The organism is Parundibacterium terreum (assembly GCF_014636315.1).
Taxonomy (GTDB): Bacteria; Pseudomonadota; Gammaproteobacteria; order Burkholderiales; family Burkholderiaceae_D; genus Undibacterium; species Undibacterium terreum.
In genome coordinates, this window is the sequence record NZ_BMED01000001.1 from 1,232,281 (window position 1) to 1,248,891 (window position 16,611).

At 54.9% G+C, this 16,611-nt stretch carries 16 protein-coding genes; 7 read left to right on the top strand and 9 right to left on the bottom strand.

Annotated elements, in window-relative coordinates; genetic code table 11:
* Positions 1-69 precede the first annotated feature (69 nt).
* Positions 70-954, top strand: coding sequence for a hypothetical protein (locus tag IEW12_RS05765; protein ID WP_188564984.1), 885 nt, complete (start codon positions 70-72; stop codon positions 952-954).
* 369 nt (positions 955-1,323) lie between these two features.
* On the top strand, positions 1,324-2,472 hold the full coding sequence (locus tag IEW12_RS05770; protein WP_188565677.1) for a type IV pilus twitching motility protein PilT: 1,149 nt from the start codon (positions 1,324-1,326) through the stop codon (positions 2,470-2,472).
* Positions 2,473-2,578: 106 nt separating this feature from the next.
* Here the strand turns inward: IEW12_RS05770 and IEW12_RS05775 are convergent, their stop codons facing one another.
* A complete protein-coding gene (locus tag IEW12_RS05775; RefSeq protein ID WP_188564985.1) occupies positions 2,579-3,763 on the bottom strand; it encodes an NAD(P)/FAD-dependent oxidoreductase in 1,185 nt (394 codons plus the stop codon).
* A 172-nt stretch (positions 3,764-3,935) separates the two neighbouring features.
* Between IEW12_RS05775 and IEW12_RS05780 the strand changes: the two genes are divergently transcribed.
* Positions 3,936-4,565 carry a GntR family transcriptional regulator gene (locus IEW12_RS05780; RefSeq protein ID WP_188564986.1) on the top strand — a complete coding sequence of 210 codons (630 nt, stop codon included), beginning with the start codon at positions 3,936-3,938 and terminating at the stop codon, positions 4,563-4,565.
* A 166-nt stretch (positions 4,566-4,731) separates the two neighbouring features.
* Here the strand turns inward: IEW12_RS05780 and IEW12_RS05785 are convergent, their stop codons facing one another.
* Positions 4,732-5,103 carry a VOC family protein gene (locus tag IEW12_RS05785; protein ID WP_188564987.1) on the bottom strand — a complete coding sequence of 124 codons (372 nt, stop codon included), beginning with the start codon at positions 5,101-5,103 and terminating at the stop codon, positions 4,732-4,734.
* 328 nt (positions 5,104-5,431) lie between these two features.
* On the opposite strand from IEW12_RS05785, the gene IEW12_RS05790 reads away from it, so the two are divergent.
* Positions 5,432-6,079, top strand: a complete 648-nt coding sequence (locus IEW12_RS05790; protein WP_188564988.1) for a PEP-CTERM sorting domain-containing protein — start codon at positions 5,432-5,434, stop codon at positions 6,077-6,079.
* A gap of 173 nt (positions 6,080-6,252) precedes the next feature.
* Here the strand turns inward: IEW12_RS05790 and IEW12_RS05795 are convergent, their stop codons facing one another.
* Both IEW12_RS05795 and IEW12_RS05800 read right to left on the bottom strand, forming a co-directional pair.
* Entirely contained in the window at positions 6,253-8,385 is a 2,133-nt protein-coding gene (locus IEW12_RS05795) for an eCIS core domain-containing protein (RefSeq protein ID WP_188564989.1), read from the bottom strand.
* A gap of 160 nt (positions 8,386-8,545) precedes the next feature.
* Positions 8,546-9,490, bottom strand: a complete 945-nt coding sequence (locus IEW12_RS05800) for a GGDEF domain-containing protein (RefSeq protein ID WP_188564990.1) — start codon at positions 9,488-9,490, stop codon at positions 8,546-8,548.
* Positions 9,491-9,705: 215 nt separating this feature from the next.
* Here IEW12_RS05800 and IEW12_RS05805 point away from each other — a divergent pair, with 215 nt between their 5' ends.
* The gene (locus IEW12_RS05805) at positions 9,706-10,134 is read left to right on the top strand and encodes a MarR family winged helix-turn-helix transcriptional regulator (protein WP_188564991.1); all 429 of its coding nucleotides are present in this window, start codon (positions 9,706-9,708) and stop codon (positions 10,132-10,134) included.
* A 76-nt stretch (positions 10,135-10,210) separates the two neighbouring features.
* Here IEW12_RS05805 and IEW12_RS05810 read toward each other — a convergent pair whose 3' ends face one another.
* The 4 genes from IEW12_RS05810 to IEW12_RS05825 form a co-directional block, all read right to left on the bottom strand.
* Complete coding sequence (locus tag IEW12_RS05810) at positions 10,211-10,972, bottom strand: SDR family oxidoreductase (protein ID WP_188564992.1); 762 nt, start codon at positions 10,970-10,972, stop codon at positions 10,211-10,213.
* 26 nt (positions 10,973-10,998) lie between these two features.
* Positions 10,999-11,880, bottom strand: coding sequence for an NAD(P)H-binding protein (locus IEW12_RS05815; RefSeq protein ID WP_188564993.1), 882 nt, complete (start codon positions 11,878-11,880; stop codon positions 10,999-11,001).
* A gap of 84 nt (positions 11,881-11,964) precedes the next feature.
* Positions 11,965-12,534: a TetR/AcrR family transcriptional regulator gene (locus IEW12_RS05820; RefSeq protein WP_188564994.1), complete on the bottom strand. Its 570-nt coding sequence runs from the start codon at positions 12,532-12,534 to the stop codon at positions 11,965-11,967.
* 90 nt (positions 12,535-12,624) lie between these two features.
* Positions 12,625-13,617 carry a GlxA family transcriptional regulator gene (locus IEW12_RS05825; RefSeq protein WP_229750938.1) on the bottom strand — a complete coding sequence of 331 codons (993 nt, stop codon included), beginning with the start codon at positions 13,615-13,617 and terminating at the stop codon, positions 12,625-12,627.
* Positions 13,618-13,735: 118 nt separating this feature from the next.
* Here IEW12_RS05825 and IEW12_RS05830 point away from each other — a divergent pair, with 118 nt between their 5' ends.
* Positions 13,736-14,377, top strand: coding sequence for an HD domain-containing protein (locus IEW12_RS05830; RefSeq protein ID WP_188565678.1), 642 nt, complete (start codon positions 13,736-13,738; stop codon positions 14,375-14,377).
* Between the two features lie 121 nt (positions 14,378-14,498).
* Complete coding sequence (locus IEW12_RS05835) at positions 14,499-15,080, top strand: carbonic anhydrase (protein WP_188564996.1); 582 nt, start codon at positions 14,499-14,501, stop codon at positions 15,078-15,080.
* Positions 15,081-15,202: 122 nt separating this feature from the next.
* On the opposite strand, the gene IEW12_RS05840 is transcribed toward IEW12_RS05835, so the two are convergent.
* A complete protein-coding gene (locus IEW12_RS05840; RefSeq protein ID WP_188564997.1) occupies positions 15,203-16,420 on the bottom strand; it encodes an MFS transporter in 1,218 nt (405 codons plus the stop codon).
* Positions 16,421-16,611: the final 191 nt, after the last annotated feature.

Genomic DNA, 16,611 nt, shown 5'->3' on the forward strand with positions numbered 1-16,611 from the left:
CTTGGAGGCGTACTAGCTCATTCTGTATTACGTCATTGACTACTTCCCAATATTTTTATTATTCGCCATATGATCAAGATCGATCACATCCGTTACAAATACGGGGTATCTATTTTCCTGGTCTTCGCAAGTCACCTGCTTCTTGCTACTTTCGCTTTCGCCTCTGCAGAAAGCGATTCTCGCGCACCTATCGTTTTCAAATATGCCCGGGCGGAAGTTCAAGAGTGGAAAGGAGACAGTGAAGCGGCTCCTGAAAACGGAAGTTCCCAGATAGTGTGGGAGTATCCAGTCTTTCTCCAGCCCCAAACACCCTATCTTCAAAAATTGAATGCCTGGACCCGCACTCTTTCCTTAAATAGTCTTTTTTATGACGAAGAGTTGTTACCGACGGCTCTCAAAATGAGAGACTCCGCTGTCGTAAAAGCGCTTGAAGGAGACAAAGCGGTGCGAGAAGCAGCAATCACAAATTCATTGCTGAGTCTGGATCGTGCCTTCGGGCAGTACCTATTTTTCACGTTATTTGAACCGCACACTAGTAAGAGCGTGGTATTTGACACAGTGACCAGCGAAGCCGTACCCATAGAATCCTTCTTTAAAGATGATGCGGAAGCTGAGTTACACCAGTTGCTAGCCAATGCAATTGCGAAAGAATTTGAGCAGGACAATCAAACCTATAAGCGTTGCCTGAAAAAGTCGGCAAATGACCATGGGAAATGTGAAAGGCAGCTCGATATCAATCACCTGGATGCCTGCACGGCCTGGCGTTCGTTCAACTGGAACTTTCTTGCTGTAGAAAGCAAAAGAAAATTGACTATAAGCTTCCCTTACCATCCAGGACAGCGAAAAACTTGCGGAGATGAGTTTTACGTCTTGGAGAACAAAAGAATTGAAAGCCTGTTTATTTCACCCACCATATTCCGTCACGCGAGAGAGATACAAAATATAAAACAATGAAGACGCTCTCAAAAACTTGAGGTCTATTTCAAATCGTGCGCCTCCCGTGTCAAAAGCCTGGCCATAGCAAGTTCTATACTCTGGCTCAGCCCGATTAATTAAATTACAAAAACAACAATAAAGGGCAGTTAAAAAATTAAGACATCGATGCCGGGTGAAGTAGCAGACTCAGCACCACGTGCCTGCAAATGCAAACAAAAGCCGGCACACCTCGCTGCGTCGTCAAAAAAACGCAGTAAAACCACAGGATTTGCCCTATTCCATCGGCCTTTCTTTGAAAAAAATGCGACAAATGAAAAATCTTTCCCTGTCGCAAATATACTGAGTTTATAATCAGCGAAAACGTTTCAACTGGGAGAAGAAAGAATGATGGAAGCTCACGTGTCCTCGCAAATTCGTACGCTGTCGTATATAGAGAATGAAGACCATCCGGTGTTTGGCACGCTGGTCGAGCAAATTTTGCACTTGCTGAACTCGCGCCTGAGTTTCAGCGACATCCTGATCCATCAAAACAGCCCCATCATGCTGCGCCAGCCAAAGGGCCTGGTCGCCGTGACCGATTCGCCGATCACCCGCGAAGAGCTGGAAGAATTTTTTGAAGTGATAGAACCGAACTGGTCCGAGCGCATCCAGGATCGCGCCTTTGACCGTTCCATCGACCTGAACACCGCCCGTATCCGCGCCAACTGCTTCACCTTCCAGGGCAAGAAGCGCCTGGGCTGCGTGATCCGCCGTTTCCCGCGTGAACCGATGGAGCTGAACCAGCTCGGCCTGCGCCAGTGCGAGCAAGACTTTGCCAAGCTCACCAGCGGCCTGGTGCTGATCATAGGCGATACCTGCCAGGGCAAATCCACCACGATCGCGTCGATGATCGACCAGATTAACAAGACGCGCTCCGGCCATATCATCACGATTGAAGATCCGGTAGAAACCCTGATCCCGCAACGCAAGTGCGTGATCACGCAGCGTGAAGTCGGCTTTGACGGCGACGTCGGCAGCTACTACCTCGGCGCGCTGGATGCACTGCGCGAACGTCCGGACGTAATCGTCATCGGCGAGATCCGCGATGCGCAGACTGCACAGGAAGCACTGGCACTGGCAGAATCCGGCCCACTGGTACTGGCTTCGCTGCATGCCCGCTCTACTGAACTGGGTTTGCAAAAGATGCTGCGTTTGCTGGGCAATGGCGAACCGCAGGCGCAGGCCTTGTCGCAAGCACTGCGCGGCGTGCTGTGCCAGGCCCTGCTGCCATCGCTGGAAGGCGACCGCTACCACCTGGCCACAGAATGCCTGACCACGAATCCGGATGTAGTGCGGATGATAGAGTCCAGCAGCTTTGCCGATCTGCGCGCGCTGATGGATGGCGCCGGCGGCAAGGTCCATGAGGGTTGCCATTCGATGAATTCGGCACTGGTGCAATTGCTGCGCGCGAAGAAGATCAACCCGGACGACGCCCGCAACGCTACCACCGACCGCATCGGCTTCCAGGATGCGACTTCGGCAAAGGCAGCAAGGTAATATGATTTAAAGGAATGGGCCTGGAGCAGGCTCATTCCCGTCCCTCGCTCCCCTCCGCATCTCCCCCCTGCTACGCCCTCAATTCTTTTCCTGTATCACCCAACAATCAAAGTATGCCGTTCTCGCGGTAGGGCTGATTGTTTTCAACCCTTGCGTAGCCAAGGCGTGACAGGTCTATGGTCTGCTGTCGCCCTGTCAGTATCTGTTCTGCAATCGCGCGGCCGGCGGCTGGTGCGTGCATCATGCCATGCCCGGAAAAACCGGCGGACACATGGAAATTATCAAAGCGCCCTTGCCAGTTGCCAATGATGGGATTGCCGTCCAGCTCGCACTGTTCATACAGGCCGGACCAGGTACGGTGGCACTTGCTGCCCTCAAACGCCGTCGGAAAGCGGTGGGCCAGCGCAGGCCATACTACCCGCTCGAAGTAATCATGATCAACGTCAAAATTGAAACCACGCGGCTCGTCTGAATTGACCAGGCCGCCGGAATAGCCTGCGCCTTCCGGGCGGAAAGCCAGCCTGGCCAGGTCTTTTACATACGGCAGCGGCTCTATCTTGTTCTGGCCGGTGAAGTAATGCTCAAAGCGGCGCAGCGGGCTGACCGGCAGCGGCATGCCTATCATGTCGCAAATCTCGCTGGCCCAGGGGCCGGCGGTATTGACGAAATGTTCCGCGCCCAGCACGCGGCCGGATGCCAGCGTGGCGCTAGTCACCGCATGCTGCGAAGTGCCCAGCGCCGTCACCTTATCCTGGATGAATTGCACGCCCAGCGCGCGCGCCTTCTTTTTCACACCCTGCAGGAAGCTGGATGGATCGCACCAGCCATCGCGCGGTGAATACGCGCCGCCGTCCAGGTCATCCACATGCATGGACGGGAACAGGTCGCGCAAACCCTGGCGATCGAGGATATGGATTTCCGCGCCCAGCGAGCGCTGTGTCCTGGCATTGTCTTCTATCAGGCGCATATGCTCGCCATGCACGATGAACAGATAGCCCTGCTCTATCCAGTCTAAATGCGCGGCCTCGCCGTTGACAGCCATTGCCTGCGGAAATTGCTTGATGAAGGCTATGCTGAAATTCGACATCGCAATATTTTCCGGGCAAGAGAACAATCGCCTGGCGCCGCCGGAGGCGCGCAGTGTGGATGCAAATTCATAGGTCGGGTCCGGCTCCACCACAGCCACTTCGATTGCCGGGCTGGCTTGCTTGAGGAAATACGCCACACAAGAACCCATGATCGCACCGCCTATGATCACCACGTCAAAATGATTTTTCTCTGATGCACTCATTACTGCCCCTTAACTGAAAAACAATGCCGACTTTGCATACCTCACAACATCGTATGCAGCTCTCAAAATTTGTATACTAAATTGGATCCAATAATGTATAATTTTTTTCAAATCCCAAAATCAGGATAAAAACAAAGGAGCAGCATGGTGGTTTTAATCAATAAAGGCGGATATGGATAAGCCAAGTTCCGAGCAAATTACAGCGGCGATCAGGAAGCATATTTTTGACGGCGTGCTGTCTGCCGGCGTTCCGCTGAAGCAGGAAGAGCTGGCAGAGCGCTTCGGCGTCAGCCGGATTCCGGTACGTGAGGCGCTTAAAACACTGGAAGCGGAAGGCCTGATACGCCATGAGCCGAACAAGGGCGCCGTGGTGGCAAGCCATTCCCTGTCGGAAGTGATAGAGATGCTGGATATCCGCATAGGCCTGGAAACCCGCGCGCTGCGCCTGGCCATGCCCCACCTGACTGAGCAAGACTTGCAAAACGCTGCCGCCATCCTGGACCGCTATGACGCCTCCAGCAAACCCAGCGTGTGGTCTGCGCTGAACCTGGAATTTCATCTGGCGCTGTACAAGGCGGCCAACAAGCCCCGGCTTTTGAAGATGATAGAAGACCTGGTGCTGGGCACCCAGCGCTATACCAGGGTATATATCTCTCACACGGTGGGCCGCGAACAGCCGCAACGCGAGCATCATGCACTACTGGAAGCCTTGCGGCGGAAGGATGTAGAACAGGCAGTAAGCCTGCTGGAACAGCATATAGCCCATACTCAGAGCGTGCTGCTGGCAGCGCAGGAAGACTGAGGCCTTTTGTATCGGTTTGATACAAAGTATCTCAATTGTAAAGATCGCACATTTCTTTTTGACAACGTTATAATCTAGGCTGACAGGTCCGGGCGGAATTTCTGCTTCAAAGAAATTAATCAAACAACCGTGCGGTACCTGTCACCTTGCCTTCTTTGCCCTGCTGTTACACATGCTGGTCAACCAGCACCGGATTGCCGTCCGGATCCATCAGCATGAAAAACGCCGGCCCCGCCGATGTTTCATCCGCCTCCGTCACAAACTGCACACCCTGCTCTTTCAAGCTGCGCTGCAGTTCCCGCACATCGGTAAAGTGTTCCAGTTGCTGGGCATTACTATCCCAACCGGGGTTGAAGGTCAGCGTATTCTGCTCGAACATCCCCTGGAACAAACCTATGATGTGCTCGCCATTCTTCAGGATCAGCCAGTTACGGGCAGCATCGCCGCCAAAGGCCGTGAATCCTAATTTTTCATAAAACGCCCGCGACGCCGCCAGATCCTTGACCGCCAGGCCGACAGAAAAATTACCGAGTTGCATGTTTGCTCCTTGGGAGAAGAGGCCAGGTCTTTGGCACAAGAGTCGTCAATGACTGTCGCGCGTGATCCTGTGCATGCTTCAGGGTAGCCGACGTCCATTCCAAGCACAACAAATCCATCGCCTGGCAAGCAAGGGGACCTGAGACGCCGCACATACTGTCGAAATTTTTTACACTTAATAAATTCTCTTGAGAAATAGTTTCTCTTGAGAACGCTATGTCGTTGATTTGTAAGAAATTGTTACAACTGGCCCAATTATTGCTTTTAATCCATCAAACCGCGCGATATCAGCGCGGCATTATGAGATCACCCAATTTAAAAGGTTCAACATGCGCACATTACTGAAAATCATCGCACCTCTGACTCTCGCCTTTTTGACCAGCGTCACTCAAGCCTCCCCTATCCTGCTGGGCTCCGTGAACAAGACCTACGGCAGTGCATCCGGCCAGATCGCCGATTACAGCGCGGGCAATTCCTGCGTCAAATCCGGCTCTTTGTCGGTCGCTGACAGCGCCGGAGCTTGCGGCGGCAACCGTTTCAGCGACAGCTTTGATTTTTCTTCCCTGCACGCAGGCAGCGTCAGCAGCTTCAAGCTGACTCTCAGTTTCTCCGCAACCAACGATATCAACTGGATCCTCGGCTTTATCCCTGTGCTGGAAGACTGGAACGTCCGTCCGGCCAGCGGCAATACCGGCAGCAACAACCTGTTCGACATGGTCAACAGCAATGGCGTGTACACCCAGGTGTTCAACTTTACAGCAGCCAATCTGGATGTTTTCAACAGCATCGTCGCCAGCAAAAACTTCGGCCTGTGGTTTGCCGATGAAGCCGCCGGTGCAAACAGCTTCAATCTGCTGTCTGCCAAGCTGGACGTGTTCGGCACTGCAGCAGCCAACGTACCAGAACCATCCACGCTGGCATTGCTGGCGCTGGCCCTGTTCGCACTCGGCCTGAGCCGCCGCCGCTCGGCACGCTGATACGTAGCCAATAAAGCGAGGCGCACGCCTCGCTTATAGATGGTGCAACCGACATAAACGCTGCTTGCGCTACCGTATTAATGGCATCGGTGCGGCATTGCACCTGGACTAGCATTGAATCGCACTTGGGACAAACGCCATTTTGATGGCGTTTATTTTTTTTCAGCTACCGATTATTGTGTGCCTTGCCTGGGCAACGATGTCTGAGGATCATCCAGGATCGCCTTGAGGTCCTGGAAGATGGTCATGACCTGTTGCGACCATGGAGTTTCCTGATCTGGCCCGACGTGAATTGCCCAGTCCGGCACAACCCGGTTTTCCAGAATAGCCATGCCTGCTTCGGGGCCTTGTGCGGGAACGGCCAGCGATCCCATGGAGCTGACCTGGCGCCTCACCGTGCCGCTGGACATCATGTCCTTGGTGGGGTTCTGCAATTCTTGCGTCGCCCTGGCATAGATGGGCTGGATTTGCGGCCCGGGATCAGGCAAGCCGGCAAAAGTAACCAGGGAAACTATGTCCTGCGGCGCGGGCACGCGCTTTATTTCCCAGATATTTCTCCAAATTCTGCGAGCTTGCTGGAGTTCCTGCTGCGGTCGGGAGCCATCCTGTAATGCATTAGTGATGGCGTCGTTGCTATCCAAAGTCCCGATAAGGCCCGCTACATCATCCAGCAGCGCTTCTTGTACATAGGCTACACGTTCCGCTTCCACCGATGCATCTGCCGGGTTCCCGATAGAGCGGATCCAGGCATAGGAATCCGGTCCGGCCAACCTATCCTGCACCCGTCCCGCCAGCCCGCCCCCCAGTACCGGCGTACCCTGCATTTCCACAAATGAATCCGCAATAAGATTCCAATACGGTTTTTCCCTGTCGTTGTCCAAGGTCTGGTGCATGGAATGGAAATCGGTTCTGGCCATGAAAGGCGCGGCATCCTTGGGATAATCAAATTGGGTGTCCGCCTGCATAGTCGCTAAATAGAGGCGAACCATGCTGAACAAGCCCTTGACCTTGCTAGCAGGCACCTCCTGATCGACCTGCGCCAGCAGATCGATAAAAGCCTGCCTGAAAGCCTCATTCTTGACCAGCCTTGGGTTGGCGAGGATGCGGCTGAGCGCGCTGTTAAGATGTTCCAGCATGACGCCGAAGGTGGCCTGGGGCCGAACCGCCATATGGTCTTGCCAGCGTCCGCCTTCTGCTCCGAAGAAAGCAGTCGGCTCCAGTATCCCGGCTGCACGCTGACGCGCTTCATAATAATTCATCCCATCTGCAAAGTGATTGGGAAAAGCTGCTGACAGGCGTGCCTCGTAGGCAGCGATAACATTCTGGATAGCGACTCGATGGGTGGCATTACCTGTGGCTTGTGCGATGGCCAGCCGCATGTGCTCTATCCTGTTTGCGACACGCGTCATAGACTGAACAGTATCCATAGGAGGCGTCACCAATTCCACCACCTCCACCTTGCGCCGCTCCGTCCCTCCTTGCGCCGGCATAGGCACCGTGTCAGAGTCAACGGATAATTCGAAGATCGGGTTTCGTGCGGCGGTGAAACCAACTCCGAGGTCGCGGTACAGAACGGTCTGGTAACCGAAGTCTACGCCGTTATCGCGGGACACCGGCAAGGTGGTCTGCAGTTCCAGCCCGACTGCCCTCTGAATGATTCCAGCCATTTGCAGCGGCCCCTGGTTTTGGCCGCCGCTTAGCTGGAATGGTGATCCGCTGCCCACATTATTACTTGTGGCCGGCATGGCCGCCAACGAGGCGGCCTTTGTACCCATGACATCGGCCTCATGTTCCAGGCCCTTGTCATCATTGACCTTGGCACCTGTTTTCAGCTGCAGGGTAGCTTTTACGCGGCCTTGCTTTTGCTGAACCACATGCCAGGCTTCATGCGGCAAATGCTTTTCCTGCCCCGAGGCCAGATGGATATCCGTTCCCTGCGCGTATGCATGGGCTTGCAACTGCGCAGGTTTATCCGAGTTATAGTGCACCGTCACATCGTCCATAGACATGCCGGACAGGTGCTCCACTCCTGTTTTTAAATGGTCCGGCAGGCCGGTATTATTTTCTTTCTTCTGGGTGGGCTGCACCTGTAGAGCCGCGTGCCTGTTCGCCATTGCCTGCAAGCTTCTCAGTTGGCTCGTTCCCGGGCTATTGTCTGCCGTCTCTTGCAGCTTTCTTTGTGCAATCGCTTCCGGCCGCTGGTCAACAAACTGAAAGGCTGACTCAGGCCCGCTCTGCTTGTGCGCGATGGCGCTCGCCACGGATGAGCTTTTGTTTTCTTGCACCCGGTCAACACGGATATTCATCAATCACCCTTTCAGGTTTTTCTTATTGATGGTCACCTACGCCCAAAAACTGCAATTGCCCTTGCCTGGCTTATTTCCAATTGCCTGAATCCCGCCAACAATGCTATCACGCCCCTCCGTGTGACCGCACTAATGTTCTACTCGGCGGCCACCTATGAAGCTACAAGTTCTCAAACTCGATACGATTGCGGCCGTTTTGCTTGGCCTTGTACAGCAGCTTGTCCACCGCTTCGACAAAGTGCTTGGACTCCATCTCTGGAGAAGGCCGGATCGTCCCTACGCCCATGCTGGCAGTGACGAACCTGCCAATCGAGGAAGCCTCATGCGGGATCTGCAGGTTTTCCAGCTTACGCTTGCAACGCTCGGCCACATGCAGCACCGCCTCGGCGTCGGTTTCCGGCAAGACCAGCACAAATTCCTCACCGCCGAAGCGGGCCACGAGGTCCCTGGAGCGCGTAACCGACAGGCCCAGCGCCTGTGCGATCTGCTTCAGGCATTCGTCACCGCGGATATGGCCATAATAGTCGTTGTACTGCTTGAAGAAATCCACGTCCACCACGATCAGCGACAGCGGCTGTCCGTTGCGCCGCGCGCTGGCCCACTCGGTATCCAGAACCGACTCAAACTTGCGCCGATTGGCCACGCCTGTCAGGCTGTCCTTGAAGGAAAGCGCTTCCAGCTCTTTCTGTAGGGCGACCAGCTTTTCTTCACCCTTCTTGCGTTCGCTGATATCGAACATGAAGCCGATCAGGGAATCCACTTCACCCTGCTCATTGCGCACCACATGCACCACATCGCGTATCCAGACGTAGCCGTCGTTCTTGGTCAGCGCACGGTAATCCGCTTCGTGATCCACGCCGGCCTTGGATTGCGACACGCAGAAATTCACCACGTAGTCGCGGTCTTCCGGATGCATGCGCGTGGCCCAATCGTCTACCGTCAGCCAGCTATCCTGCTTCCAGCCCAGCAAAGGCTCGATCTGCGGCCCTATGTAGGCAAATTTCATTGTCGCCCAGTCTATCTTCCATGGGATGGCCTTGGTCGATTCCAGCAAGGTTCTATAAACCGCATTATCGCTATCGAGTTCCAGCTTTGATTCAGGCATGCAGTGCTCCGTAGGTAGGGCATTAAGGATAGTAAAAATAAATCCATCCCGGCGGGGCGATTATGGCTGTGGAACTGGATTTATGTCTACCCCGGGTTTTGCGCTACCCCGGAAAACCGATACTGCGGATAAGGGAGGATGCCCACGCCAGCCTTGTCGCACCAGGACAAAAGCCGGATAATGAAAAATACAAGTTCTCGCTGCCTGAGGAAACCATGCAATCCGAATTAAACATCGCATCCTGTAACTGTCTCGCGCTGCGAAAAGCAACGCGTGCGATATCCGCCTTTTATGACCGCTACCTGGCGCCTTCGGGATTAAGCTCAGTGCAATTCAGCGTCCTGTCCGTGATCCACGAACGCCCCGGCATAGGCATGCAGCAGCTGTCGGACGAACTTGTGATGGACAGGACCAGCCTGGTGCGCGCGATTCAGCCGCTCACCCGCGAGGGCTATATAGAGCAGGCTCCAGACCCGGACAACTCTCGCAAACGAGCCCTTTCGCTGTCTGCCGACGGCCGCAAAAAATTCAAGAAGGCCGAAACTTACTGGCAACAGGCCCAGGCAGAGTTCGAGCAGCAGGTGGGCGCATCCAGCGCATCGGCATTGCGCGGCGAGCTATCCACGCTCGCCCATAGCTTTTAATTTTTTTCGCTATTCCCCGGCCGGCAGCATCCCACTCTTATTTGCCGCCGCCTGACATCGCTGAAGACTTCCTGCATCAAGGCACAGGCAGCGGGTTGTCGATGAACATCTGGTTCAGGTAGTTGACGAAGCCTTGCTCGTTCGGGCCTGCCCCTTCGCGTAACTGCTTCGCTGCCTCGACCACTACTTCAGCCGTCGCCGTCTCCAGCAGCGCCATCACCTCGGCAATGAATGGCTCCAGTTGCATCGCGCGGGCGTCGCCGCTCTTGTACACCAGATCGGTGTCGACCCAGGGCGGTGCGATTTCCAGCACACTGACCGAGCTGTCGCGCAGCGCGAAGCGCTGGGACAGCGTGTACGAGTGTATCGCCGCCTTGGTTGCCGAATACAGCGCGAACATCGCCATCGGAATGAAAGCGGCAACCGAACTGTTATTGATGATGACAGCATCCGGCTGCTTTTTCAGATGCTCTATCAGCGCGCCGCTGAAGCGTACCGGCCCCAGCAGATTGGTGGCGATCATCGCTACTGCGGCCGCATCATCCAGCGGGCCTGTGACATCGTCAAACGGCATCACGCCTGCGTTATTGATAAGGACGTTCAGCGATGGATATTTGCGTATCAGTTCTTGCGCAACGCTCTGGATGCGGGCAGCATCATTGACGTCGACCTCTATGGTCTCCATGCCCGGATTCGCTTTCGCGACTTCATCCAGCAGGGCCTTGCGGCGCCCACCTATGATCACCTTGTTGCCCCTGGCATGGAAGGCTTCCGCCAGTCCGCGTCCTATGCCCGAGGTACCGCCTGTAATAAAGATCGTGTTTCCGCTGGTTTTCATGATATAGCTCCGGTAGGAATTGGTGATCAGGATTTGAAGGCTTCGATATTGTTCTTGACGAACTGCTCGACGGTCTGCGGCGGCTGGCCGGTGACGTCGGCGATGATGTTGTTGACGCCGGCGAAGATGCCGTTTTGGTAATCCACCGCGATCGCCAGGAAATGCTGGATCAGGAATTCCGGCAACTGGTAAGTGCCTAACAGCTCGCGGTATTCGTCCAGCGTGGCAGGTTCATAAACAATGTGGCGGTCCAGTATGCGGCTCAGCTCTTCGGCCAGCTCTTTCTGGCTGAACTCTACCGGGCCGTACAGCGGATAGGTTTTTCCCACGTGGGCCGCTGGCTGAGTCAGGATGGCTGCGATCAAGCGCGCCTGGTCTTCCGCGCCGATAGGAGCGTGGCGTCCGTTAGCTAGCGGCATGGCGATTTTGCCCTCTTTCACCAGCAGGTCACGCACCCAGGGGAAAGTCAGCCACTCGGAGAACAGGGTCGGACGCAGGTGGACGGCGGGAACACCCGACCAGTCCAGTACGCGTTCAGCGATCCAGTGGTCGCGCGCTGCATGGCTCTCGGAATCATTGCGCGCCGAAATCTGCGACATGCTGACCACCACGTCCAGGCCCGCGCGCTGCGCTGCATCGGCAAAGTAGGCAGTCGCCTGGATGAAACCCGGCCGCACCGGATAGCACAGATAGGCTGCCGATATCCCGTCCAGTGCGCGCTGCACGTCGTCATGCTCCAGCAGGTCGCCGACGATGATCTCGGCACCGGCCTGGCGCAATGCTTCGCTGCGCTCGTCTTCGCTGTGCACCATCGCGCGGACAGCGTGACCGCCCTTCAGCAGTTGTTGAATCGTATGCACACCGGTTTTGCCGGTGGCTGCAGTGATCAGATATTTACGTTGTTTCATGATGGTTTCCTTGTTAGAGATATTAAATGTGCATATGCACACATAGATTTAAAAAAATGGACATCTTTCGATGCCCAGGACTATTTACATCACACTAAGATGCTGCTGAACTGTATTAAGAACCGCTAAAGAGGCAGCCTCATCGGACATGATGCGCGACACCGTGACTGCACCCACCATCGCTGCCATCGCAAACACTGCCTGTGACTGCACTTTCTCTGAGTTCGGATTACCCAGACTCTTTGCCAGCACGCCCACCAGGTCGTAAAACCCTTGCGAGGCCACCTGGCGCGTGTAGTCGTCCGACCGCACCAGCTCACTGCCCATGGCAGCCAGCGGGCAACCCTGCTCCGGATTTTGACTGTGATCTGCGGACAGATAACTCTCTATGATCGCCCTGAAGCCCTGCTCGCCTCCGGCGGCGGACGCAGTATTGAACTTATCAACCAGCCCCTCTACCGCGAGTGCGCAAGCTTCGGCAACAAGCTGCTCCTTCGATTCGAAATGCTTATAAAACCCACCATGGGTCAGGCCCGCTTTCGACATCAAGGGCACGACGCCGGTCGAGGCAATGCCGTTGAGCCGGAATTCCTCAGAGGCAACGCTGACAATATGCTGCCGCGTTTCCGCTGCTTCGATTTTTGATTTCCTCATGACCGTCCTCGTTCCTAGATGCTGCTGCGATGCTGCCGTGCCGTCGATAATTAGATTATATTCATAATCCAAATGAAGTCAAGGGAAAAATCAGACGAGATCACTACCCGGCGCAAATCGCTGCACATACTCTTTCGGGCTCACGCCTACCCGTCTGGCAAATGCTTTCCTTAGCACATCGACACTGCGGTAGCCGCATTTGCGGGCAATTTCCTCCAGCGACTGCCCGCCAAGCTCCAGCGCCCTGCTCACCGCCTCAAGACGCGCATCCTCGACATACCTGGCCGGCGTGGTCTTCAATTCCCTTTGAAAAATGCGTATCACCGTCCTGACGCTGGAGGCCATCCGGCCTGCCAGCATTTCGACAGTGAGGTCGGAATCCAGATGCTCGCTGATCCACAGGCGCAAAGCATCAAGGCTGGAGCTCGGCGTCTGCTGCGACTGCAGGGAAACGCTGAACTGCGCCTGGCCACCGGGCCGCCTCAGAAACAGGACGAGATTTTTTGCAATTTCCAGCGCTGCATCATCACCCAGGTCTTCCGCCACGAGCGAGAGCGCAAGGTCTATGCCGGAGGAGATTCCGGCGGAGGTATAAACCTTGCCATCCTTGACCCAGATCGGCGCCGGGTCCACCTGTACCAGCGGATACTTGTCTGCGAGCCGGCGCGCCACGCGCCAGTGAGTCGTTGCCTTTTTCCCATCCAGCAGACCGGCCCCCGCCAGCGCAAACGCCCCCACACAGATGGAACACACGCGCCTAGCCGTGCGTGCCCGCTTGGCTATCCATGCGATGGCCGACGGATCGAGATGATCTATGGCGGCAAAGCCCGTTGCCACGATCAGCGTGTCCATGGGCTTGTCTGATTGACGCTCCTGCTCCAGGGTCTTATGTCCATGCAGTCCTATGCCAGTTTCGCTCTCCAGGTAGAGACTTGGAGCGGCGCTCACCAGATCAAGCAGATACGGCTCAGGCTTTGTGCCGCTCAGTTGGTTGGCATAAGTGAATACCTCTGCCGGGCCGATGACATCCAGCGCGTCAACAGGCGGCAATCCCAGAATAACAATCCGCTTCCGTGCCTTCATCGCTTGCTCCTGTAGTGAAAATCCCATTTTGGCACAAATCATCTGAAAACAGTCATATATGCCAAATCGAAGCTGCATACAATTTGAACTCGTTACAAACTCATTGATGGAGCTCATGATGAGCACACCCGTAAGCATCGCCGGAATTATCGCCCCCGACTCGGAACTTACCCGCAAGGCCGCAACGCTGGTCGGGCAGGTCCACAACAAGCCCATGCAGTATCATTTGCACCGCTCATGGTGGTTTTCCGATTTCATCGGCAAGACGCGCGGCTTGAAATATGACCGCGAGGCTCTGTACCTTGCCTCGCTGCTGCACGACCTGGGGTTGACGGAGGAATACTCGGCGGATCAGCGCTTTGAAGTGGACGGCGCGGATGCCGCCAGCGAATTTCTGATAGCCAATGGTTATTCAAAAACAAAGGCAGAACTGGTCTGGGACGCAATCGCACTGCATTCCAGCGCGGGCATTGCCGACCGCAAAGCACCTGAAATTGCTCTATTGCACTTCGGCGCCCACGTCGATGTTTTTGGCCTGCGGCTGGATGAAATCACGCCGTCACTGGTGGACGACACGCTCGCGCTGTACCCGCGCATGGGGATGAAAAAAGCCTTCACTGCGGCAGTTGCTGAAGTGACACGCAAGAAACCTCATCACGCATTGGGAACAGGCCTGGTGGATATCGGGCGCCGCCATGTGCACGGCTTCGACTGCGCTAACGTCTGCGACCTGATCGAGGACGCGCCTTTCGAGAGCTGATCTGAGCTGATTTGAACTGAGCAGCAATGCTGGCGGAAATGTCGTGTACAAATTGCAACGTATTAATTGTTTCGTACGAAACAGAAAATTTTGAGAAATCAGGTAAATAAAGGAGCAAGGAATGAAACAATTTAGTGAATTTGAATTCAGGACACAGCCGTGGTTTGACCAGGAAAATTTTGAGGGGTTTAACTTTGCGATCCCGATGAAGACCATGGTGATCCATTGCTTCGATCCTCGCGCCGCCGATATCCCGCAGGCGATTGCAGCCCACTTCCCTGACGAGGTCTACCCTGGCGAAAACGTCCTGGATGAGGCGGGCAACCGTATCGGGCATACACGGACCCTGTTCGCCGTGTCCAATGCCGGCGGCCGCGCGTTCTCGGCGTTGCAGTCGGTGGCAACGATGGAATATCTGTTCAATGTACAGAATGTCATCGTGGTTCACCATTCCTTCTGCGGTGCGACCGGCTTCCGGCCCGATCAACTGGTGGAGCATTTCCACGACCACCATCATGCCGACATCTCTCCGCTTATCGAGAAGGATAGCCGCGCCATCCTGAATTTTGAAGATTCGGTGAAGCACGATGTCCAGCTTCTGCGCAATAGCCCTGCTGTGCCGAAACACGTCAAGCTATACGGCTTCTTCTACGAGATGAATAGCGGCAAGCTGACGGAGATCGTGCGCGACATTCCTGCATAGGCCGCGCTCCCTCGCCGGCGTCCGGCACTGGCGAGGGCAATTCAAATAGCGCTAGCAAGACCAAATCCGATAAAACCCGGAATACCGCTAAGGCAAAGTTTTTGGCTCCCCTATTGACCCATTCAATGCTCTCCCTGCGTGCATCTATCCGCGACTCTCCCAGGCCAGCACGCAAGTGTGGTCGCCGTAAATACCAGGATTGCCGATAGCCACAACACGGCGGTGAGGCTGTACTTCGAAATCAAAAAACCACCCATCGCAGGTCCTACCGACAACCCCATCTTGGAAATAAATGCGGTCCAAATCCCCAATGCTCCTGTCTTATCAATCGCAAAGCAAACCCCATAATGATAAGGTAGTGCTACAAACGTAAATAGCGCGGAAGCGCAGGTAGCAAGGGCAAATATCATCGGATCATGCCCTAAAGTCACCAATGCAATGCTGGCCGAAAAATTTCCAATGCCGGCAACGATTAGCGGTAAAGCACGTCCCGTTTTCCTTGGCAATAAGGTCGCTATCAAGGCGCCTGCGCCCGACAGCCAATTTCCGAAACCGATAACGGAACCGACAAATGGCCGCTTAAACGAGAAAAGATCCCCGATCTGAAACCCGAATCCCACAACCATGAAGCGCGAAGCCTGAAAAAGAAACAGGGAAAATAGGGCCAGGCCAAACAATAGCTTTGCATCAGTGGACAAGTCGCTTTTCTCGTTCTCTACCGGGTGGCGCATAACGCGTATCGACGAAAAATACTCTGCTTTCAACATCAGCAAAGCCAATGCCAGCAGTTCGAAGCCACTCATGATGATGAAGACTATCGCCAATCCGTCTGCCTGAATGATACGTGGAAGAAATTGAGCGCCGCCGCTCGCAAGCGCTAGTTGAATCGCCAGCGAGGCGCCCATGATCCGCTCAGGAGATTTTCTTTGGGAAAGTGCCGCGCCGCAAAAAGCCAGCAGCCCGCCACTAGCCAGGCCATGAAAACCCCGTAGCACATACAGGGCCTGCCAATGCGTCACGAAGATGCAACTCACATCCAGTAGTGCTATCGCCACGGTAAAAAAGGCACAGTTCTTGAAATTGACCAGCTTTCTGGCAAAGATGGCGGCCACCAGTGATCCAACGGCCGTACCCAGCAAATTGAGAGAACAAATGTCGCCGGCAGTCTGCAGCGAAAAGCTCAGTTTTTCATGCATCCCCAGGATGATGACATTCATAAAGTCGGCATACAGGATCGCCGACGACACCAGCATGGTCAATGCCACATCGACCCATATTTGCCGTTTGGATTCGGACCAGATTCCTGCAGCGGGCTTATCTAGGCTCAGCATTTTCGTCATTGATGCCTCCCGGAAACGAAATTCGTGTCTTTGGCTGGATTGCAGATCATATCGCACACATCTCACAACATGTCGCACATGTCGCAGATCTTCGCAGAAGTTTTCAGGTCGGACCAAGGACTAGCCTGACCGGAGGGGATATTGTGAACGCACTGGCCTTCCAGTTGCAATGTACCAAGGCCTGACCACGA